21 protein-coding genes, 1 pseudogene and 1 other annotated feature are annotated in these 20461 nt (G+C 48.5%); of the genes and pseudogenes, 10 read left to right on the plus strand and 12 right to left on the minus strand.

Annotated features, from left to right (window positions below; genetic code table 11):
- Positions 1–59 precede the first annotated feature (59 nt).
- The gene (locus tag QCD60_RS00115) at positions 60–992 is read left to right on the plus strand and encodes an IS5 family transposase (protein ID WP_279781181.1); all 933 of its coding nucleotides are present in this window, start codon (positions 60–62) and stop codon (positions 990–992) included.
- Between the two features lie 253 nt (positions 993–1245).
- On the opposite strand, the gene QCD60_RS00120 is transcribed toward QCD60_RS00115, so the two are convergent.
- The 5 genes from QCD60_RS00120 to QCD60_RS00140 form a co-directional block, all read right to left on the minus strand.
- On the minus strand, positions 1246–1563 hold the full coding sequence (locus QCD60_RS00120) for a multidrug efflux SMR transporter (protein WP_279781183.1): 318 nt from the start codon (positions 1561–1563) through the stop codon (positions 1246–1248).
- 90 nt (positions 1564–1653) lie between these two features.
- The gene (locus QCD60_RS00125) at positions 1654–2280 is read right to left on the minus strand and encodes a LysE family translocator (protein ID WP_279781185.1); all 627 of its coding nucleotides are present in this window, start codon (positions 2278–2280) and stop codon (positions 1654–1656) included.
- A gap of 58 nt (positions 2281–2338) precedes the next feature.
- Positions 2339–3232 (minus strand): dihydrodipicolinate synthase family protein, encoded by an 894-nt coding sequence (locus QCD60_RS00130; RefSeq protein ID WP_279781187.1) that lies wholly within the window; start codon positions 3230–3232, stop codon positions 2339–2341.
- Between the two features lie 58 nt (positions 3233–3290).
- Positions 3291–3917 (minus strand): LysE/ArgO family amino acid transporter, encoded by a 627-nt coding sequence (locus tag QCD60_RS00135; protein WP_279781189.1) that lies wholly within the window; start codon positions 3915–3917, stop codon positions 3291–3293.
- Between the two features lies 1 nt (position 3918).
- Positions 3919–4623, minus strand: a complete 705-nt coding sequence (locus tag QCD60_RS00140; RefSeq protein ID WP_279781191.1) for a B3/4 domain-containing protein — start codon at positions 4621–4623, stop codon at positions 3919–3921.
- Between the two features lie 42 nt (positions 4624–4665).
- On the opposite strand from QCD60_RS00140, the gene QCD60_RS00145 reads away from it, so the two are divergent.
- Entirely contained in the window at positions 4666–5268 is a 603-nt protein-coding gene (locus QCD60_RS00145; RefSeq protein WP_279781193.1) for a helix-turn-helix transcriptional regulator, read from the plus strand.
- A 76-nt stretch (positions 5269–5344) separates the two neighbouring features.
- Here QCD60_RS00145 and QCD60_RS00150 read toward each other — a convergent pair.
- Positions 5345–6560, minus strand: a pseudogene (locus QCD60_RS00150) (IS3 family transposase).
- Positions 6170–6286, minus strand: a sequence feature (AL1L pseudoknot). (Overlaps the previous pseudogene by 117 nt.)
- Before the next feature lie 384 nt (positions 6561–6944).
- Between QCD60_RS00150 and QCD60_RS00155 the strand changes: the two are divergent.
- The 5 genes from QCD60_RS00155 to QCD60_RS00175 all read left to right on the plus strand — a co-directional run bounded on the left by QCD60_RS00155 (position 6945) and on the right by QCD60_RS00175 (position 9913).
- On the plus strand, positions 6945–7241 hold the full coding sequence (locus QCD60_RS00155; protein WP_279781195.1) for a hypothetical protein: 297 nt from the start codon (positions 6945–6947) through the stop codon (positions 7239–7241).
- A 371-nt stretch (positions 7242–7612) separates the two neighbouring features.
- A complete protein-coding gene (locus QCD60_RS00160) occupies positions 7613–8014 on the plus strand; it encodes an LPD29 domain-containing protein (RefSeq protein ID WP_279781197.1) in 402 nt (133 codons plus the stop codon).
- A 101-nt stretch (positions 8015–8115) separates the two neighbouring features.
- Positions 8116–8544 (plus strand): antirestriction protein, encoded by a 429-nt coding sequence (locus QCD60_RS00165; RefSeq protein WP_279781199.1) that lies wholly within the window; start codon positions 8116–8118, stop codon positions 8542–8544.
- A gap of 82 nt (positions 8545–8626) precedes the next feature.
- Entirely contained in the window at positions 8627–9565 is a 939-nt protein-coding gene (locus QCD60_RS00170; protein ID WP_279781201.1) for an N-6 DNA methylase, read from the plus strand.
- A gap of 12 nt (positions 9566–9577) precedes the next feature.
- Positions 9578–9913 (plus strand): hypothetical protein, encoded by a 336-nt coding sequence (locus tag QCD60_RS00175; RefSeq protein WP_279781203.1) that lies wholly within the window; start codon positions 9578–9580, stop codon positions 9911–9913.
- Positions 9914–9998: 85 nt separating this feature from the next.
- On the opposite strand, the gene QCD60_RS00180 is transcribed toward QCD60_RS00175, so the two are convergent.
- The 3 genes from QCD60_RS00180 to QCD60_RS00190 all read right to left on the minus strand — a co-directional run bounded on the left by QCD60_RS00180 (position 9999) and on the right by QCD60_RS00190 (position 12824).
- Complete coding sequence (locus QCD60_RS00180; RefSeq protein WP_279781206.1) at positions 9999–10394, minus strand: hypothetical protein; 396 nt, start codon at positions 10392–10394, stop codon at positions 9999–10001.
- Positions 10391–11089 (minus strand): polymorphic toxin type 44 domain-containing protein, encoded by a 699-nt coding sequence (locus QCD60_RS00185; RefSeq protein ID WP_279781207.1) that lies wholly within the window; start codon positions 11087–11089, stop codon positions 10391–10393. The genes QCD60_RS00180 and QCD60_RS00185 overlap by 4 nt, the downstream gene beginning before the upstream one ends.
- 271 nt (positions 11090–11360) lie before the next feature.
- On the minus strand, positions 11361–12824 hold the full coding sequence (locus QCD60_RS00190) for a hypothetical protein (protein WP_279781209.1): 1464 nt from the start codon (positions 12822–12824) through the stop codon (positions 11361–11363).
- Between the two features lie 53 nt (positions 12825–12877).
- On the opposite strand from QCD60_RS00190, the gene QCD60_RS00195 reads away from it, so the two are divergent.
- Entirely contained in the window at positions 12878–13810 is a 933-nt protein-coding gene (locus QCD60_RS00195; RefSeq protein ID WP_279781211.1) for an IS5 family transposase, read from the plus strand.
- On the opposite strand, the gene QCD60_RS00200 is transcribed toward QCD60_RS00195, so the two are convergent.
- The 3 genes from QCD60_RS00200 to QCD60_RS00210 all read right to left on the minus strand — a co-directional run bounded on the left by QCD60_RS00200 (position 13770) and on the right by QCD60_RS00210 (position 16853).
- Complete coding sequence (locus QCD60_RS00200; protein WP_279781214.1) at positions 13770–14492, minus strand: ATP-binding protein; 723 nt, start codon at positions 14490–14492, stop codon at positions 13770–13772. The two genes, QCD60_RS00195 and QCD60_RS00200, sit on opposite strands and share 41 nt — an antisense overlap.
- A 64-nt stretch (positions 14493–14556) precedes the next feature.
- Positions 14557–15885, minus strand: coding sequence for a hypothetical protein (locus tag QCD60_RS00205; RefSeq protein ID WP_279781216.1), 1329 nt, complete (start codon positions 15883–15885; stop codon positions 14557–14559).
- A 401-nt stretch (positions 15886–16286) separates the two neighbouring features.
- Positions 16287–16853 (minus strand): HEPN domain-containing protein, encoded by a 567-nt coding sequence (locus tag QCD60_RS00210; RefSeq protein ID WP_279781218.1) that lies wholly within the window; start codon positions 16851–16853, stop codon positions 16287–16289.
- A gap of 405 nt (positions 16854–17258) precedes the next feature.
- Here QCD60_RS00210 and mobH point away from each other — a divergent pair, with 405 nt between their 5' ends.
- Together mobH and QCD60_RS00220 are read left to right on the plus strand one after the other, a co-directional pair.
- Complete coding sequence (gene mobH, locus QCD60_RS00215) at positions 17259–19271, plus strand: MobH family relaxase (protein ID WP_279787857.1); 2013 nt, start codon at positions 17259–17261, stop codon at positions 19269–19271.
- A 65-nt stretch (positions 19272–19336) separates the two neighbouring features.
- A complete protein-coding gene (locus tag QCD60_RS00220; protein WP_279781220.1) occupies positions 19337–20296 on the plus strand; it encodes a site-specific integrase in 960 nt (319 codons plus the stop codon).
- Positions 20297–20461 lie beyond the last annotated feature (165 nt).

The raw sequence follows: 20461 nt of genomic DNA on the forward strand, positions 1-20461 counted from the left end.
GCCGGTGATGGGGCTTTGTTGCACAAATCATGTTGAGTCCCATGCTGTAGAATGACGGCATGAATAAACCGGCCTCACCTCAGTACAAGACCATCAATTGGAAGTCCTACAACGCCGCGCTCAAAGCGCGTGGATCGCTGATGATCTGGCTCGACCGTGACATGAACTGGTACGGTTCTGCGTGCGGGAAGCGAGGACGTACGCCCACCTTCAGCGATGCAGCCATTCAGTTCTGCCTGACCATTAAATGCCTCTACAACCTGGCCCTGCGCCAGGCGGTGGGCATGGTACAAAGCCTGCTTAAACTGGCAGGGCTGGATTGGCCAACCCCCGACTACAGCACCGTCTGTCGGCGCCAGAAGTCGCTGCAGGTCGTGATTCCTTGCTGCCCAGCCACGACCGGACTGCATCTGTTGATCGACAGCACCGGTATCAAGATGCTGGGCGAAGGGGAATGGAAAACCAAAAAGCACGGTGCGGACTACCGCCGCCAATGGCGCAAGGTGCATCTGGGCATCGATGCGCACACGCTGGAAATCCGGGCTATTGAGGTGACCGACAATGCGGTGGGGGACGCACCGATGCTGCCCGGGTTGCTGAGTCAGATACCGGTGGAGGAGAAGATAGCGTCTGTCAGTGGAGATGGTGCCTACGACACGCGAGGCTGTCATGAGGCGATAGCCCGGCGAGAGGCAGAGGCGGTGATACCCACCCGCCAGAATGCGAAGCCGTGGAAGGAAAATCGCCCGGGGGCCTCTGCCAGGAATGAGATTCTGCGGGCCACCCGCCGGCTGGGCCGGACGCTCTGGAAGAAGTGGAGCGGTTATCATCGGCGTAGTCTGGTGGAAACCAAAATGCACTGTTTCAAGCGGCTGGGTGAACGCGTGATGGCAAGGGATTTTGACCGGCAGGTCGCCGAGCTTCAGGTGCGGGCGGCAATATTGAATCGCTTTACGCGGCTCGGGACACCGATGACGGTGCGCATACCATAAGATCATCTGGGGTAAGGGGTCTTATATGCTGACATCTATTTATGCAACAAAGCCCGGTGATGGTGTACCGGCCCGCGTTTTCACATACATCAAACCGATTATGGTGAAGCTGTAACTTGTTTCTGGGACATATCTGTTTCAGTGATTTTGCTAAATTAGTAAGTCATGAATAACTTATAGTATGGAAAAGTCAGTTAACCCAGAACCCGATGTTGATTACAAAGGTCGATTTTGCTGCATGAATTGATGGTACCTAGAGACTTGATAGTTTCATTAAAATAAGCCCCATAATAATCAGTACGGCTGCGATAACTCTCAAAACGTTAACAGGTTCAGCTAGCCACAAAACTCCAACAAGGAATGCACCGACAGAACCAATCCCTGTCCAAATTGTATACGCCGTTCCAAGAGGTATAGAGCGCATAGCAATCGCTAGTAACCAAAAACTTGCCATCATTGCAAAAATAGTTATGAGCGATGGAATAAGTCGAGTGAAACCGTAAGATTGCTTCATTGTGTAAGCCCAGACAATTTCAAGTAATCCAGCAATGAGAAGATAGAACCAAGGCATAGCCCCTCCAAGTAATAACAGGGCTAGGTCGTCCCAGCAGATCACTCCCAAAACGGGGGAAGTCGTCTTCCAATACAGGTATGTTAAGAACTACCTAACAATATCACCCGTCAAAATTTTCATTCCAGCAAAACCAAAAAAAGCAGCAAACGTACATTCAAACATGACTTTCGATTTTAGATAGATATTTCTCGCTCTATGGTTAGAGAAAAGAACAGCGTAACCAAGAAAGACACTGGAACTCAACATTCCAACAGACAATATCACTGTCACCAAATCAGAAACCTGCGCAGTTGCAGGAACACCGATGGAGTACAGAGAGGCGAAATACAATATGGCTTTGGGATTAGTCAGGTGAATAAGTAAACCTTTGAAATAAATATTGGTCAGCGTTGTTGAATGACTTTGAACTAATGTCAATGTAGATTTTCCGACGGCAGAACGTAAAGATTTCAACGACAAATAAATCAAATAAGCAGCGCCACAATACCGTATGACTTCAAATATCCAAACATTTGAACTGAGCAGTGCCGCCAAACCAAACGCTGCACTACAAGACCAAAACAGCGAACCAGTGAGCACGCCACAAGCTAGACCTAAGCCGTAAATTCGACCATGACTCATTGATGCACTAGCAATAGCTAATGTCGCAGGCCCAGGACTCGCTATCGCAGCTAATGCTGCCACTAAGATTAGAGGGTAATTAATAGCATCCATTGCAATCATCCTTAACTGTATCTTTGTGAGTTACAAACCAAAAAAAACCACCCTAACATCATGATAATTCTAAACTATTAAGCAATAGTGCTAATTCTTTCCTTTCCTTTCCTTCTAATGCCCTAAGTGGCAACGGCAAACAGGGAGGCTTAACTAAGTTTTGAATCTCAGCCGCAGCAGCTACAACACGAAGACTTCCTCCATTACGATGGAATAGTTCCCACATCGGAGCTAAGCGGTTTGACAGGCGCAACGTTTCTTGAGTATCTCCTTTCTGTGCTGCTGTTGTAAACGATTGAGCTACTTCAGGGTATAAGCCACCAATGACTGAATACCAAACGTCACATCCTGCGTTCAATCCGGTAGCAGCACAAGCATCACCACTAATACCTATGGATACATGATCGGGAATTAAAGCACGGAGGCGGTTTACTCGATCTAAAGCGGCTTGAGGTTCCATCGGCACACCTGGGATTTTTATTGACCTGACATTGGGTAACTGAGCGATACGCCCGTGCAGTTCATCACTGAAATTAAAATGTGTAGTGCCAGGATTATCATAGACGCACAGAGGAACGGATAGATTAGAAGTGACAACTTCATACAACTTATACACTTCATTTTCTTTCAACTGCTGGTATGACATTGGCGCTAATAACACTGCACTTGCTCCTGCCGCTTGAGCGTCTTCGGCATTTAGGAGTACATCTCTTAGGTTTAAAGCACTAATACCAACCATGACAGGTATGTTTTCTGCGTGTTGAACCGCAATCTGCGCGACTCTTTTTCGTTCTTCTCTTGTGAGGTACGCATAGTTACCAGTCGACCCCAATACCCCAATAGAATCCACCTCAGCATTAACCAAGCGCTGAATAAGACCTATAAAAGCTTTTTCATCAACAGAATCATCGTACATTGGTGTTAAGGGAAATGCAGATAGCCCAACAAACATGAAATTCACCTTCTAAAATAGAATTAACTTATTGAAAAAATGGCGTTATAACGACGTTCTATATGTATTGGCTTAGCAGAGGTGTTACCAGCTTTAATGCAATACCAAACATGATGCATGAAATCGCAGAATCTAACATTCGCCATGTTCTTGGCTTACTAAAGAGTGGGATCAACTTGTTAGCCAAATACACCAAGCCATAGAACCATATCCCTGATGCAACCAGCGCCCCGATAACAAACAATAGTTTTTCATCAGGTTCCATTTGAGCAGTCACACCACCAAGGATCACCACCGTATCCAGATAGACATGTGGATTTAAAAAAGTGATAGCCATCGCCATCAAAACGACTTTTAACCAACTCTGGGCAATGTCCGAATTCTCCAACTCTAGGTGACTTGAACCTTTCCACGCTGATTTTGCAGATTGGTAGCCATACCAGAAAAGAAATACTACGCCGCCAAGAGTCAAAAGGTCTTTCCATAATGGTGCTTTATAGAGAAGTGTCCCTATACCAAGTACACCAGTACTGATGAGAAGAATGTCACCAAGAAAACAGACAGTGGCAACGGACAGTGCGTATTGCTTTTTTAATCCGCACTTTAATAGAAACGCATTTTGGCTACCGATTGCGACAATCAAACTTCCAGAAACAACGGCACCCGTTAACAAAGTATTTATCACATCAAACCTCAATGGATTTTGAAGCAAACACCAACGATTGCTCTATCACTGACTCAGGCATGATCACTTGCAAGTGTTTGATCATTTCGTCCCCTGCTTCTCGCAAGCTTTCTAGTGGCATTTCTGGCAAGCTTTCTAGAATAAACCACATGTTACGTGTGTCGGGTTCAATTCGAGTTCTAACACCTTGTCTCCAGTTCCAACGACGACAAGTTACGCCGATATCATCGCGCCAAATAACTTCCCCAACGTCAGGGTTTTCAATTGAAGCCTCACCATTTTTAATGGTGTCAAAAGATTCAGTACCATCTGCAATAGTGAGTGTTGGTGTTCCTTGATAGCTATCCATGTCTTCACCACCAACAGGTATGGCGTATCGAATACTGATGGCATTATAAATGTCTACAATAGGGTCAATACTTGACATTGTTCCATCTTTTAATACTCGTTTTCTAAGCGCTGCGGCAGAGCAAGGCGTTCGATTAGGTTTCGAACCAAATTGACGAAAAACGTCTCCCCACGCATTGATGTGAGACTCAGCCCAACAAAAATCGCTTTCCAAGATAGATGCACAAGCTTCCTTTAAAACGTCCTTTGCATACGTAACGTCTTGAACTTCAGTTCCTTTAACTGTGATACTTAATGCTTTAAATTCAGGCGCAATATTAGAAATGCGACTGTCAATTGACGGTAGTAGTGTAACCATTAGATAATTCCTCTCATGACTCATTTGCTACAAGATACATTTATGACCGAAAAAGTCAATATAATGACCGATAGTGGTTCTAATGCCCAGACTGTCAACCAAGCCGTTGCTGCCAGAATCAAAGAGCACCGCAAACATCTCAAGCTTTCACTCGATGTATTGGCGAAAAAAGCAGGGATCAGTAAAGGGATGCTAGTTGAAATCGAAAAAGGCTCTGCTAATCCAAGTATTGCTATTCTGTGTAAATTATCCGCTGCGCTTGGTATTTCAGTAGCCGATATTGTCAATGTGGCTAGTAACCCAACCATCAATGTCATTTCTAAAGAAGATATTCCAACTCTGTGGGATGGAGAACATGGTGGTAGTGCTAAGTTATTGGTAGGAACGACTGGCCCCAACATGATAGAACTTTGGCGTTGGGTAATGAAACCATCCGAACATTTTGAATCCCCCGGTCATCCACCCGGTACATTTGAACTATTCCATGTTGAGTCTGGAATACTCACTTTGAATATTGATGGTCAAACAGTAGAACTGCTTGAAGGTCAATCTGCTATAGCTAAAACGGATGTTCCTCACTCCTATTCGAATCAAGCTGACTCTGATTTGGTGTTTACCATGAGCGTTACTGAGTTACATAGATAGTAAGGACATCCCATTCCAATCGATTTAGGACTCAATGTGAACCACCCCGAGTTTTGCGGAGGCTGGTTGGTTTGAGTCAAGCCGCAATGGCCTGACTCCCGAGGTTGCGGTAGTAGTTTGCCTCAGCTTCTGCCGGTGGAATATAGCCAAGTGGCTCAAGCAGCCGCTGGTGATTGAACCACGACACCCAATTGAGGGTCGCCAGTTCCACCTCTTCCAGGCTGCGCCAGCGGCGCCGGTGGATCACTTCGGCCTTGTACAGACCGTTGATCGTCTCTGCCAGCGCGTTGTCGTAGCTGTCGCCCTTGCTGCCCACCGATGGCGCGACCCCCATCTCAGCCAGCCGCTCGCTGTAACGCAGCGACACATACTGCGAGCCCCGGTCGCTGTGGTGGATCAGCGCGTTCCGCTCTGGCCGTCGGGCGTATAGCGCCTGCTCCAGCGCATCCAGCACGAAGTCGGTGCTCATGCTGCGGCTCACGCGCCAGCCGACAATGAAACGCGAGAATACATCCACCACGAAGGCCACATACACGAACCCTTGCCAGGTCGAAACATAGGTGAAATCCGAGACCCATAGCTGGTTGGGGCGCTGGGCTACGAACTGCCGATTAACCCGATCCAGCGGGCAGGGCCTGCTTTCATCTCCATGGGGGGTTCGCACCGCCTTGCCCCGGCGTACGCCATGCAGTCCTAAACGCTTCATCAATCGCTCCACCGTACAGCGGGCCACGGCAACGCCCTGGCGCTTGAGCGCACGCCACACCTTGTCAGCACCGTAGACCTGCAGGTTCTCTTCCCAGACCCGCCGAATGTCGTGGCTGAGCGCCTCATCGCGCTTGTCTCGGCGGCTGCGCAGGTCCGGCTGACGTTGTCGTGCAACATGGCGCCGGTAAGCGGACGGGGCAATCTGCAGAACCTTGCAGAGCGGCTCGACCCCGAACCGCGCCCGCTGTTGGTCGATGAACGATCTTATGACTTGAAGCGGCGGTCGAGCTCCGCCTGGGCAAAAAACGCGCTGGCCAGACGCAGGATCTCGTTGGTTTTGCGCAGCTCCCGCACCTCGCGCTCCAACGACCTGATCCGCTCCTGCTCGCGAGTGGTCAATCACGCTGACCCGTATCACGCTCATACTGGCGCACCCAGTTACACAACGTCTGTGGGTTACAGCCTATCTTGCTGGCGATCGATACGATCGCAGCCCACTGAGACTCATGCTCACCGCGCTGCTCAAACATCATCCGTACCGCACGCTCACGGACTTCAGGGGAAAACTTGCTGTTCTTTTTCATGGCTCCATCTTCTCAAAAGTTGGAGCCTCCGCGAAAGCCGGGGCGGTTCAGTAATGCGCTTTGAGTGATCAGGTAGATCACTTCAATTTTGATGACTCACACAATACGGTACTTCAAAGTAACTGATATTCGTAAGGCTTGACGCCCATCCCTCCCCTCCCTGATCATTACTCCTGTGTATCAGTCTGTTGACTGAACCCCAGCCACTGCCGATCAGGTGGCACTGATCGCTGATCAGCTCGGCAAACCATGCGCGATGTGCCTCAGCTCCTGGCGAAGACACGCACTCAGTTACTGAGACTGGCACCGACTTCACTATATTTTTCACACCCCTGCGGGAGACATCCCCACGGGTGGTCTCCCGTTTTCAACTGGAGACCTTTTATGCACTTACAATTAAATATCGCTCTGTATGCAGCGCTGGTATCTGCCAACATTCCTGAAGATAAAGCTCAGGCTGTTGTTGATGCCTTGGAGAATGCGATGTCCGATAGCTTGGCTACCAAAAGCGATCTCCAGTTACTAGAGCAACGCCTCAACCACCGTGTTGACAGCATTGAGCAAAAACTGGAACACAAGATCGACAAATTGGGCCTGCAGCTAACAGTTCGCCTTGGCGGCCTGATGGTTGTAGGGATAGGCATCGTTCTGACCGCAATGCGCTACATGCTGATGCCATAGTTTCTCACCCCAAAGCGGCTAGCCCCGCTGGGTGGTCACCTGTCTGACGATGATGACATCTCATATCAGGAGGCCTTGCTGTTCTTCATTTCGGTGACAGTAGCGCTCGCTACAGATCGCCCATTCACTCTTCTACCCATGCGGGACACACTTCCGCTGGGGCGATGTGTCTCCCGCTCTTGGAGCCCCATCATGTACTCAACCTGCATCACCCTGGCTCAACCCGGTGTCATGATTAACGTGGCCTGAGAGTCAGTCATCGATGCTCGACGTATAGCCCGCCTGAACTATCAGGCCACTTCACCTCACCCACTCGGGGATACTGTCCCCGGTGGGTGGTGTCTCCGTGCAACCCTTTTCGGAGATCAACCATGAACGCAACGGACATCCTGGCCGCTAACAAGCGGTTCAGTGACGAAGTTAAACGGCTCAGCCAGGCGGCTGAATACCGGCACCTGCAACGAACAGGCGCAGGCGATGTCTACAGCACCAAGCTCGCGTCACGGAATATCCGTGCTTCACTGAAACACCGTTTTCCTGGCCATACGTTCTCTGTTCGGATGAATGGTTTCACCGAGATCATTGTGCGATGGGAAGGAGGTCCTACTCGGGATGAAGTGCATGAGACTATCAACGCCTTTCGGGCGGGTAGCTATGACACTCACCAGGATATGTATATCGAACACCGCACGCCCTGGCATCAGGTCTTCGGCTCGGTGAAACATATACACCTGTCACACTCACGCCCAGCTCGTACTGAGCCCGGCGTTTAACTCACGCTTATAGCCTGACACCAGGCACGCTTCTCAACCAGCCCGCATGGGGATACCTCCCCAGCGGGCGGTATCTCCGTGCTTATTTTATGGAGATCACCATGTCGACACTGACCTCAGAAAACCGCATCACCCGCACCCTTATTCAGCCAGACGATGTTGGCAGTACGCTCTCTCAGTATCTGGGAGGCAAGCCTGCCCATGCCATCCTCTTTGAGATGAACACCTTTCGTCAGCTTGATAGCTACGCCGACGCCTACCACGGTGGACAATGGCAGTTCTTCGCGCTGTCGAATCGAGGGGTCTACATGGCCCCGATAGGAGAGGGTCAACTGACGCTTGAAGTCCCTAGTAATCACTTTACTGGAAGCATGAGCTTTGATGCCGCCGGCATCGTCGCCTCGCTGTTTACGCTCAACATGTTGGCATGGAAAACAAATAACGACGACGTTGGTGAGAGTTTCTACAGACTCAGAGACTTTGCCTGTGCGCATGCCGAAGCAAGCAGCATTCTAAGAGCCATCGACTGACCTCTCTCAACTTCACTGGAATCCTCTTCTCACTCAGGCCCTTCGGGGCCTTTTTCTTTTTCCTCACCACAGAGACTCAATCATGACCCCATCCGAAAAAGTGACGGCGACAGTCCAGTCGGCGAGTACCCGTGAGTTCATCTCCCTCTTCAACCAGACTGCGCGCTACCATCACCGCTATAAAGTGTTTTCTGACTTCGTAACGGTGTCAGGTATCGCACTACACAACGCTGCGGCGTTTGATCAGGCGCTGGAGCAGCAATACCTCGACATCGTAAAGCAGTATGAGAAAGACGATGTGATGCGCTTCACCCAACTGTTCGCTGTACTCACCATGGAACTGGAGAGCCATCCCCGTGACGTGCTGGGAGAACTCTACATGAGCCTGGACATCTCATCAGGTCACCTGGGACAGTTTTTCACCCCGTTTTCGATGTCGAGAATGCTTGCCCGGCTTAACATCGGTAATAATGATGCGTTCGCCAATAATCTGTATGGCTTTGTCACTGTCAGTGATCCTGCCTGCGGTGCAGGGGGCATGATCATCGCTGTCGCAGAAGAACTGCGGAACGGAGGGCATGCACCCCAGCAACAGATGTGGGCACAGGGAATCGACATTGACCCGATTGCTGCATGGATGTGCTACATCCAGCTGACCCTCCTGCATATTCCAGCAGAGGTTATCATCGGCAACACGTTGTCGATGGCATTCAGTCGGCGTATGTACACCCTCGCCCACTACCTCGGCGATTGGAGCGCCAAACTACGGCGTAGAACTCAGGCAGAGGCCATGCGGAAACTGCTACAAGACGGGGCAGATCAGGATCAGAAGGTGGGTCACGTCATCACTGAACCAGCCACATCGCCAGTCGGTGAGGTCAATGCAGCCGATGAGGTCAGTACGGAAACGGAAGCAGTACGCTATACAGACCGTATCGCACCTCTGACCCAGCTTTCTCTGATTGAAAGTCCACGGGCAACCTATACCGTCACTACCAAGCCAACACCTGTCGCAGCATAAGGACATGCACTCATGAACACTGACGCAGAGAACTCTCTGAGCCAATTGATTGAGCAACTGGCTACCCAGGCAGTACAGAACATGGGAGACATCTTCTATGACCCTCATCCTGCCTATGGCGAAGGCACGGATCCAGCGGGCACTGCAAAGGCATCTATCCTGGATGCATTGCAGAAACTAGCCACTCATCTCAACCCGGATAAACCCGGTTGGGTCGTGGTTCGCTTCTCTCCCGATGAGATCCAGGGAGTAGATGCAGATCGTCTGCAGCAACGGCTAGTCGCCGATGGCTACGAGCACATACAGGATCTGCAACACGTGTGGAGCACGGATACACTGACAGACTAAACCAACCTGCCCGTTTAACTTCACCCTAATGCAGTAAGGCCCCAGTGGGGCCTTACTCATCTAAGACAAACACAAACCAGCAGAATCAGTCAAAGGAGCACGGTAACTGACAGGACTTCTCAGAAATCACCTTACCCTCCTGATCAATCTGGATATGGGTACGGAAAGCAGTGCCTGGAGGGTAGTAGCGTTGGCCACTCCAGTTATTATTTTCAGTGGAAGTAGGATAGCGATTCACAAACAGCACAATCTCGTTTTCTGAAGCATCTCCAGGATAGATACGAGCGGTTTGGCTTTCTCCAGGCTGAATATTCGCAAGTGTTACTTTATCAACCCCTGACAGAATTTCTGCCGTGGACAACGGTGCTGTTCCATCTGGAGCAATAAACTCGATCTCTACAAAGCATACTGGCCCTGATGGCAAGTAGTACCACCAGAGTGCGATCAGCAGAGTAGCTAGCACGCCTAACCAATGTTTCATGTCCGGTACTTCACTGAGCTATTGATGAGGCTGGTGACTATCGTAGCAGCCGATGGGCCGCCCGGGCTCTTTCGATAAAGATCGATACCTAACTGAATTGAGGTGCGGTCTCTGGGATCATCGAAGTCTCTTAACCTCCCTGTATCAGGGCCTTTCCGACCTGGCATGTTCAGCCTAAATAAGTCACTTCCAATCTGCTCCAGGCCTGCTCCATCCAACAACTGGGATTTGGTAAAACCGGATGCCGTACCGATAAAGCCATAGTGAATGTTAGACCAGATATCGTAGTAGTAGCGGCGGTTATGCCATGCATGATACTGCTGTGACTGCGGATCACGCGGATGAAAGCACCGACTAATCACCGGCTTATGATCCCAGCTACTATCCTGAGCCACCTTCATGGTCCAGATCATCATGGCGGCCTCTCGGGCCGTCAGCCCTTTGGCCTTGTCTTTACCCCGGTCCAGTAACTCCCCTAAACCCCAGTTTTTCATTTCACGGGCATGATTGAGAAAGTAGTCAGCGGAATGGTTCAGGTGTTTCATTGCCCGCACGTCAGGAGAACGCAAGTTAGTGCTGATCTCTCTGGCCATGTATTCGGCGATGGGGGTGAGTTCGTCAAGGTAGGGCTGACCGGCGGGATTGCTGGTCACTGCTGAGCCTGTGGGTGTGGGGCAAACGCTGGGATTGCTCATAGCACGTTCCTTGCTGAGGTGAAGCGGTACCAACATTCCTCACCAGTACCTGAAAGCGCAAAATCCTACCACGGACAACAGGCTACGCCACCTGCCCTATCAGCCAGTCTCTGCTGTTCCCAAACCTAGCCTGCTTGACCCATCACCACGATAGAATCATTCCAGTCAGCAAGGCTCCAGAGGGGCCTTGCTCTTTTTGGCTAACACCACTACCGCATACATTTCATCGTAAGGCAGTATAAAAGATGATGTGATGTACATTGATCTAAACTTATGCCCCTAGGACTTGTCTAAAATCATCAACATCTACTTTGACAACGCTAAAACTACTAGCAACGCTACTGTCAAGATTTATCAACACATCACAAATTACCGCGAATAGACCACACTTGTCTGCACACTCCTCAATTTTAGACTTCGTTAGATAACTAGATGAGGAGTGTGCCCCCACATTTGAAAGTCTTACAGCATTCTTGAAATCTGCTAGAATCAAAAGATTATTCATGGTACTGAAGCTAATACCTGTAGCATCAGCAATTGTTTTCACAAGGGGCTGATTTTTCTTAAGTAAAATCAGAACATGGAAAACATCCATCAACAACGAACTATTACCAAACTCCTTTTTAGCCTCTTTATCTGAGGAGCCAAAAGCAATCTTAGCGAACCATTGCTTTTTTGATTTTAATAACTTATTAGCAGAGCACTCAAAAATAGTCCTAATAGAACACGCAACCAGTGGTAAATAATCACCTCGACTCCTTGTCAAATAGGCTTTATCAATCGCATAAATTAAATTAGAGACAACACCTTCCTTAATCTTATACTCGGAATTAGATTCTATTGTAAATATAGACTTATTTTTTGGTTCACCTGCAACATTTGAATTTTTTCTTTCAAACCTCAAAACAACTTCAGACAACACCAGGTCTGTATGCTCATCTCTATATCTGAAAGAGACTACTTTTTCACATACGTCCTCAATAGATGGCAAAATTCTATTATTCACTAAGGTGCTATCTACAGCAATTTCCACATTGTTTTTACCAACCTCCTCTCCACGACTATTTCTTACTTGATAAATATAATCCTCCAAATCAATTTGTTCAGAAGGAATGAAATAAGATGAAGGCAACTGCCGATTAATGAGTATAGCTGCGACCTTTATTTTATTCTCTTCAGCTTCTGGAACTTCGATTGCTTTACCAGTTGGGAGCTGGCCTCCATGTTTACTTTTAAGTTCTCTTTTTAACTCAGAGCCTTTAGTCTGGATTTCTTCATTCAGTGTTCTTAAATCCTTAACTATTTTTTTCGTCAGTGTATTTTCAACAAAATTAGTCCTGTCCGAATTAAACTCCAGCTCATTACTCTGACTTGTCAGATTAATCCTGCCAATCATCTGGGGCAAGGCCAATGTAGACTTGGACTTTCTAAGAAGTTCTGGGTCAAAGATAATGTTGTTATTGAATAAGTTTCTATTTATATAAACCAATGGATAGAGTGCACTATCATGAATTCTTCTATTCAATGGTGATACTTGTTTTGAGTTCCTTCCACTTTCAAAATGAAAAATAACCAGCTCTATATTTATCGCATAATCGGTTCTAATTTCAGACTCTAGAAGTCCTGGATAAGATCTCAACAATTCCTTGTTGTGATAGAATAGTATTTCATTTTCTTCAGAGTCGTACTTAACATAAAACAGTTGATCTTCCTCACTCTCTTTTAAATATGACACCAGCGGCTTTGTTGCACAAATCGGAACAGGCTCCCGTGTTGTAGAATGAAGGCATGAACAAGCCTACCTCCCCGAAGTACAAAACAACGAACTGGAAGTCCTACAACGCCGCGCTCAAAGCGCGTGGGGCATTGATGATCTGGCTGGACAGAAACATGACCTGGCACGGAACACCGCGCGGCCAGCGAGGGCGTACGCAGCGCTTCAGCGAGGCGGCCATTCAGTTCTGCCTGACGATCAAAAACCTGTTCGGCCTGGCCCTGCGTCAGGCGGTGGGCATGGTGCAAAGTCTACTCCGCCTGGCGGGACTGAACTGGCCTGCGCCGGACTACAGCACGGTATGCCGACGTCAGAAGTCGCTACAGGTGGTGATTCCTTACCGCCCCAGTACGTCGGGGCTGCATCTCCTGATTGATAGCACAGGGATCAAAATGCTGGGTGAAGGCGAGTGGAAAACGAAAAAACACGGTGCAGACTACCGCCGCCAGTGGCGTAAAGTGCATATAGGTATTGATGCGCAGACGCTGGAAATTCGGGCCATTGAGGTCACCGACAACACCGTGGGTGACGCCCCGATGCTGCCAAAGTTACTGAGTCAGATTCCGGCGGAGGAAAAGATCGCCTCCGTCAGCGGTGATGGTGCCTACGACACCCGAGACTGTCATGAGGCGATCGCTCAGCGAGAGGCGGAAGCGGTGATTCCCACGCGCAGGAATGGGAGGCCGTGGAAGGAGAGCCGAGCGGGAGCGAAGGCCCGTAACGCGATTTTGCGGGTGACGCGTTATCTGGGGCAAGGGCTCTGGAAAAGGTGGAGCGGTTACCATCGGCGTAGTCTGGTAGAAACCAAGATGCGGTGTTTCAAGCGACTGGGTGAGCGGATCATGGCGAAGGATTTCGACCGTCAGGTGGCCGAACTACAGGTGCGAGCCGCCATTCTGAACCGCTTCACGTCGCTTGGAACACCGGTGACGGTACGTATGGCATAAATTCGTCTGGGGAAAGGGGCTTTGTATGCTGAAGCCTATTTATGCAACAAAGCCACACCAGCCTTCCAGTTGAATATTTATTTTTTTGATTTTCAATATCAACTTTAATTTCAAACGATTCATCCTGGATAGTAGCAACCAGTTTTTCGATCATCCTATCATCTTTTAAATCCTCTAATAACTCTTCAATTATCCTATCACTCGAGTGAATTATTATTTCTGTTCCTTTTCTCTCACAAGAGTCAGTTATCACATTAATTTTTGTATCGCTTAAGTCCTCTTTATCTACTAAGGTAGACTTTTTTAATGAGAACCTACTACGAATATTATTTTTACAGGTAACCCATTCAACTCTATCTCCAAATTTAAATGCCGCTAAAAATCCCAGACCTTTAGACCCTTGGGTAACTCTTTCTATCCCATCTTGGCTAATCAAAGAACCATAAATCTTCGAACTTCTAGATATATGAAATAATTTTGCAATATCATCCTCCCCCATCCCATTTCCATGATCAGAAACAATTACAGTCTGCCTTAATGGATCAATTTTTATTGTGACATCCGGAGAGAAAGAGTCATAAGCATTTTTAATTAGTTCATTAAGTGCAAACAGCGTGGAAGGAATTTTCTGTGAGAGTTCCTCGATAATTTTCCCCCCAAATTTTAAATATACCTCTGACATACCCCATCCCTTTTATATAAAAAATCAAAATATAGATTTAAAAAACATTGAGAGTGTACAAGGACTATCTTTTTGTCATTATCAAGACCTTTTCCTCATTCATAGTCTGAGAGCTACTATTTCTACTTGCCATCCGTTTAAAGGGAATAGTTCTATCAATTTCCGTTATAAAACTGCACCGCCTATTTTCCAGCAACTCTCTCAAAATTTCATTTAGCGGTATTTTATTACCAGATATATGTCGATTACCTAAGGTCCAGACAAGGAATCCTCCTGACTTCATTCTTAAAAGAATGTTATCTAGGGAATCATCTAAATCTCTAATGAATGATGATAAACGTCCAACGCCGCTACTATTACTCTTCAGTAGAATATCCATGCTGGATGAAAAGTTCTTTGATAATCCTCGAAGCCGATCAATATTTAACAGTGCACCTCTCTTTGAGCCTCCAAGACTAGCCGCATCTATTGATGATGAATTTAGAAGGAGGTTATCTGGCACACTATTTCGCAAGTCCTTTGTATCAATCCACATTAATGGAAGATATGAAAACTGCCCGTATGGAACTGTAGTCTGGTTATCGCCATATGGAGGAGATGTTATTAGCAGGTCATGTCTTTCATAGTCGTGCTTATTAGGCTTCTTACGAATATCAGATATTTGCAAATCTACTGTGCTAGTTATGCGGGAACGAGGAAGAAGACCTCTTTCTTTCAATAACTCTCTTTGTTCTTTTTTCAAATTAAAATTTGATTCAATCTTTCTTACAAACAAATCACGACAACAACTTGTATCATTTAAATAACCAGGTGGTTTTATATGAAGCTTATAAGTTGAGGTTCTTGAATTACAACTATCTCTGACCGTGTCACTGAAAGCTACCCAAAAGAACCTCCTAGCCCACTTACTAGGCTCAGCAGTTATTGCTCTTCTGATCTTGCTTAACTCAATTTTTACTCTAGGGGTAAACCATTTATCAATTTTCGGAAAATCAACCTCAACAGCCTCTGACTTATCTAAAATCAACCGGCGGTTTAATAAATTTATTTTTTCCTCAAGTGAAGATAGATAGAAGGAGTCTGACTTAGTTTCGCAGGCTAATATTGCCAAAGGATTAATATCCACACCCTGAAAATCAAGACCTCTAATAATTGACTCTCCCATTGTAGTCCCAGAGCCTACGAATGGATCAAATACAGAGTTAATACCCTCTCGAACGCTCAGAAACAAATCAATTAGCTCCCCTTGCATTTCAGGAACCATCATTGCTGGATACTTTATGAAACCATGGCAATGGGTCCTCTTTGACCTACCAGAGAATGACCAATACTCTTTGTCTACATCATATAGAGAGTGAATCTTTTTTATAATCTTCTCATCTACCGACAACATCTAACCTTCCCTACCTCAACCTAAACTGCTCTGTCAATGTTATCAGTTGCTCTGCAAGTCTACCAGGATAAGTAGCCTATCTAGGGCTCACTGCGTGGCGGAAGGGCAAGAAGAGCCCATTCTGTGCTTAGGTCAGCTTTCCTAGAAAATGCAGCTCTACAATTGGGCATGTTTGCCGTTAAAGGTATGAAGCGTCACAACTTTTAACTCGAAAAGTCAAACCTATAGCGCTACAGCGATCTCCTCCTGACCTACTCTAATAGCGCCGGTTTCGCATCCTATTATTAATCTGCGCTATGCGACTAATATTCACGAGAAAGGCCGCATTAGGTATGCCCCAATCTTCAGCACAAAAGCTCTGTATTGGAGTGTGACTTGGCCGCTGATACCTTGCAACATGTTCAAAGTACCCCATTCCTTCCCATGAGCACTTGTTCCAGACAGGAGTCAGTCGTTTCAACCAGCATTTTCACAAACCGAATAGCCCTCTCCAGATCCTCACGTCGTACCAGGTGGGCAGCTGTTGCCCCTGGAACATTTACTTTGGAACGATGTACAGCTTGCCCTCGTTTATTGATCCAGTTGTCCAATGCTTTTCTGTTGGTAGCCGCATCGGCATTCAGACCAACCCAACTGTCGGTGACATCAACCCCCAGATAGTCCACAAACAGTTGCCTCGTCTTGCTTGCATCCGGGTTGTGAAAACGTTTCAGCTCTCCCTCAAGCCTCTTCCGAATAAACTCGCCACAATGGCTACCAGCAATCAGCCGTAGCTGAGAATTGATCGCCTCACCAATGCGGTCCTCGACATAGGTTTCCCACGCCGTCAACGCCATCACCAACCCTGCCCGTTTTAGCACTTCGGCATTGGCCGGGGGCGGGTTGCTATTCAACGCATCAAAATGTTCCAACAACTCCTCAGCGTCGCGTATCGAATACCGAAAGGCCTCTTTTGCATTAGACATCATCACGTCCTATGAGTAAGTGGGCGCAGATCCAGCAACCTGCTTTACGAATAACGTCATAAGATAGCAATGCCATCCCAGACATTCACTGCGCTATATCAGCCAGCTTCATCACTCTGGCCACCTCTGAGGTTTAACTCTTGTTCCCAAACGGAAAAATGGCGAAAAAGGACTGGAAGGGAAAACAAGGGAATGGATTGACGGGAATGGCCGGAAGGGAATGGCATCAAGGGAAGGGGGTCAAAGGTAACGGGCTTACCCGGAAAAGGCCCTTTTCAACTGGATGGAAAAGGCCAAACGGCCAAACGGCCAAAAGGCGCAAGAGGTGCACGTCTGATGTTACGCGGTTTGTTGAAACGCTCAGGATCTCTGATTGGCCTAAGCTCAAAAGGGACCACTGCCCCAGTCATTTCAAAGACCCCCTCCGGTCCCGCATCCACAGCACCTACTGAGCTCGATCCCAGCGACTACCTGACGGACAGCGGCCTGATACGTCCCCTGTCGGCAAAGCAGCTCCTGGCTCCCCCTGCCAGACAACAACTGCTGCAGCTGATCTGGCAAATGACCAGTCTGCCCGAAGCCCATTTCAAATCGCTCTACATGGAACCTATCGAGCGCTACGCAGAGCTGGTCCAGCTACTTCCTGCGTCGGAAAGTCATCACCACGCTCACCTCGGCGGTATGCTTGATCACGGCCTTGAGATCATTGCCTACGCTCTCAAGCTACGTCGATCCTACCTATTGCCCCAAGGGGCGCCTCCCGAGGAACAAAGTGCGCAAGCCGAGGCCTGGACAGCGGGTGCAGCCTACGGTGCGCTTTGTCACGACATCGGCAAGATCGCCGTCGATATTGAGGTCACTCTAGCCTCTGGCAAGCCCTGGCATCCCTGGCATGGATCAATCCGGGAACCGTACCGCGTGCGCTATATCAAGGGACGTGACTACCACTTGCATGCGCCTGCGGGCGCCCTGCTCGTTTCCCAGATCCTGACGCCTTACGTGTTGGACTGGCTCAGTCATTTCCCGGCTTTATTCGGTGCCCTGCTGTCGGTCCTTGCTGGCCACAATGATCGTGCCGGCATTCTGGGCGAGATCGTTATCAAAGCGGATCAGGCCAGCGTTGCCGCGAACCTGGGCGGCAATCCTGGTAAAGCGATCACTGCTCCCAAGAGCTCCCTGCAGTCCAAATTGCTTGGCGGTCTACGCTTCCTGCTGCAGCAAGGCGGTATCCGCTTCAATCAGCCTGGCGCCGCTGCCTATCTGACCGACGACGCACTCTGGCTGGTCAGCAAAGCCGTCGTTGATCAATTGAAGGCCCATCTGCTCCAGCAGGGCATTGAAGGCATACCCTCGTCCAACAGTCGCCTGTTCGATGAAATGCAGGCCCATGGACTGGTCCAGCCTACGTCCGATGGACGCAGCATCTGGAAATGCCAGATCACTGTTGAAGGCAAAGACCCCTGGACTCAAAGCCTGACGCTGCTCAAAGTCGCCCCTTCACTGATCTGGGAGAACAACAGTGATCGCCCAGCGGTACTCAAAGGCACTGTCGTACCTGAACATACAGACGCTGGCACAGGCGCTCCAGATAAGATCACTGCGCCAGATGCCACTACAGCACAGCCTGCTGCGACAGCCTTCACACTCGATGACCTGCTCCAGTCCACTACATCATCAGCACTGCCCGATTCGACGACACAGAAGACTGCGACAACGACCCAGCAGATAGAAACTGCGGCAGCGACAACGCAACAGGAAATGACTGGGGCAGTACCCTCAGCATCCCAAACCCATTCTGCCGATGCCACCGACGTCATGTTGTCCTTGTTCGATCAACTCATGCCGGCAGCGGCCCAGGTGACAACACCGGCTCCAGCCCCCTTGGTCCCACGAACGCCAGAGGCTCCCGTAGCCCCACTGGAACCTGTTGTAGCCACGCCCGAGGTACAACGGGCAGGCAATCCAAAAACTTTTACAGGCGGCAGGAACTTGGCGTCAGAAACAAACACTAACGCGCCAGAGAAAATTAAAGATACAATACCTACACATTTCGTTACATGGATTAAACAAGGAGTCGCGGATCGCTCCATGATTACCAATGACTCGCGTGCACTGGTCCATGGAGTCGATAACACGGTGCTACTGGTAACCCCGACCATCTTTACCAAATACCTGGCAGAGCACCCGAACGTAGACATGGAGTGGAGAGAGTTGCAAGTGAGCTTTCAGCAACTGGGTATCCACCGCAAAGCCGCCGGCAATGGAGAAAATATCTGGACTTGCTACGTCAACGGGCCGAGAAAGACAGGGAAGTCACTGAAGGGCTACCTATTACTCAATCCGACAGACGTGGCGCCAAACATCAGAAACAACCCGTTTCTCACACTTGCCCCTGAGCGGGTGGCTGAGGGAGAGGTCTGAGTAGTACCAGGTAGACACCTGGATGAAGAAAGTGAAAGACGTTGTACAGAGGGAAGTAGTCAAGCATGGAACAGCAAGCACAGGGATCAACCAAGCCCATTACCTGGGAAGAGTTGTTGGAGGAATATCGACTTCAAAAACGGGTCAAGCCGGTCACACTCAGAAACTACGGTATTGCCATCCGATGTTTTCAGAAGTTCCAGCCAGATGTTCTGCCAGAACAAGTCACACATAAACAGTTGCTGTATTGGCGTGAGGCCGCATTAGACAGTGAGCCTGGCCTGAAGCCTATAAGCTGGAACACCTATATCGACACGCTGCGCCATCTATTCCGTTTTGGTTTGGAGTCAGCGCTTCTGCAGTGTGATCAGAATCCCTTCTACAAACTCAAAGTACGCGAGACTGATGTTGAGTTTATCGTATTGGGTACAGAGGATATGGATGCCTATCGGCAACACCTTGACCGTTTAGCAGAGAAAGAGAAGGTGGCTAAGCAGGTCTCCTTTCGACCCGTGTGGTTTCATCGTTGCTTGCTTGAAACGCTTTACAATACGGGCATGCGGTTACATCAGCTGCTACATCTGCACCAGACAGACATCAACCTGCAGAAGAATACGATTCACCTTCGGGCAGCCATCAGTAAGAACGGAAAGTCGTATTCAATACCGATTGCAGAGCCACTTCGCCCCTACCTTGAGCAATTGCTAGAAAATGCCAAACGCGAAGGCATTCGCGGGAATGAGCAGCTTTTCAATCTGAATCGTTTTAGGAAACGGTATCAGCAGGAAGATACGCCAATGAAGAAGAGTCAGGTGCACTACTTCTTTGGCCAGCTATCAAGGCAGGTGAATTGTAAGGTGACGTCTCATGCCTTCAGACATACGATTGCAACCACGTTGATGCGGCATCCTGATCGTAATTTGATGATTGCTCAGGCTTTGTTGGGGCACAGAAGCCTGCGTTCAACACTGCGTTATGTCACGGTAGACATGGATCAGATCAGAGAAGCGTTAAATAATCGATAATCAGGTATTGATAAAGAAACAAATAAGTGTATTGTGTGGTGTGTGGTAGGGGAGAGAGTTGCTGACTGACGCGGCAAACGCAGTCAGCATGGTTAAAGCGGTAAGGATATAAACGGATAGCAAATCAGTTTAAGGGGTGCCTCAGAAGTTTCAGTCTGAGGATAG

It is taken from the genome of Pokkaliibacter sp. MBI-7 (genome assembly GCF_029846635.1).
In the GTDB taxonomy this organism is placed as follows: domain Bacteria; phylum Pseudomonadota; class Gammaproteobacteria; order Pseudomonadales; family Balneatricaceae; genus Pokkaliibacter.

Bases quoted from the DNA above. Each gene is read 5' to 3' on its own strand.
- QCD60_RS00115 (WP_279781181.1), top strand. From the start codon at position 60: ATGAATAAACCGGCCTCACCTCAGTACAAGACCATCAATTGGAAGTCC.
- QCD60_RS00120 (WP_279781183.1), bottom strand. From the start codon at position 1,563: ATGCCTTGGTTCTATCTTCTCATTGCTGGATTACTTGAAATTGTCTGG.
- QCD60_RS00125 (WP_279781185.1), bottom strand. From the start codon at position 2,280: ATGGATGCTATTAATTACCCTCTAATCTTAGTGGCAGCATTAGCTGCG.
- QCD60_RS00130 (WP_279781187.1), bottom strand. From the start codon at position 3,232: ATGTTTGTTGGGCTATCTGCATTTCCCTTAACACCAATGTACGATGAT.
- QCD60_RS00140 (WP_279781191.1), bottom strand. From the start codon at position 4,623: ATGGTTACACTACTACCGTCAATTGACAGTCGCATTTCTAATATTGCG.
- QCD60_RS00145 (WP_279781193.1), top strand. From the start codon at position 4,666: ATGACCGAAAAAGTCAATATAATGACCGATAGTGGTTCTAATGCCCAG.
- QCD60_RS00155 (WP_279781195.1), top strand. From the start codon at position 6,945: ATGCACTTACAATTAAATATCGCTCTGTATGCAGCGCTGGTATCTGCC.
- QCD60_RS00160 (WP_279781197.1), top strand. From the start codon at position 7,613: ATGAACGCAACGGACATCCTGGCCGCTAACAAGCGGTTCAGTGACGAA.
- QCD60_RS00165 (WP_279781199.1), top strand. From the start codon at position 8,116: ATGTCGACACTGACCTCAGAAAACCGCATCACCCGCACCCTTATTCAG.
- QCD60_RS00170 (WP_279781201.1), top strand. From the start codon at position 8,627: ATGACCCCATCCGAAAAAGTGACGGCGACAGTCCAGTCGGCGAGTACC.
- QCD60_RS00175 (WP_279781203.1), top strand. From the start codon at position 9,578: ATGAACACTGACGCAGAGAACTCTCTGAGCCAATTGATTGAGCAACTG.
- QCD60_RS00180 (WP_279781206.1), bottom strand. From the start codon at position 10,394: ATGAAACATTGGTTAGGCGTGCTAGCTACTCTGCTGATCGCACTCTGG.
- QCD60_RS00185 (WP_279781207.1), bottom strand. From the start codon at position 11,089: ATGAGCAATCCCAGCGTTTGCCCCACACCCACAGGCTCAGCAGTGACC.
- QCD60_RS00195 (WP_279781211.1), top strand. From the start codon at position 12,878: ATGAACAAGCCTACCTCCCCGAAGTACAAAACAACGAACTGGAAGTCC.
- QCD60_RS00200 (WP_279781214.1), bottom strand. From the start codon at position 14,492: ATGTCAGAGGTATATTTAAAATTTGGGGGGAAAATTATCGAGGAACTC.
- QCD60_RS00205 (WP_279781216.1), bottom strand. From the start codon at position 15,885: ATGTTGTCGGTAGATGAGAAGATTATAAAAAAGATTCACTCTCTATAT.
- QCD60_RS00210 (WP_279781218.1), bottom strand. From the start codon at position 16,853: ATGATGTCTAATGCAAAAGAGGCCTTTCGGTATTCGATACGCGACGCT.
- QCD60_RS00220 (WP_279781220.1), top strand. From the start codon at position 19,337: ATGGAACAGCAAGCACAGGGATCAACCAAGCCCATTACCTGGGAAGAG.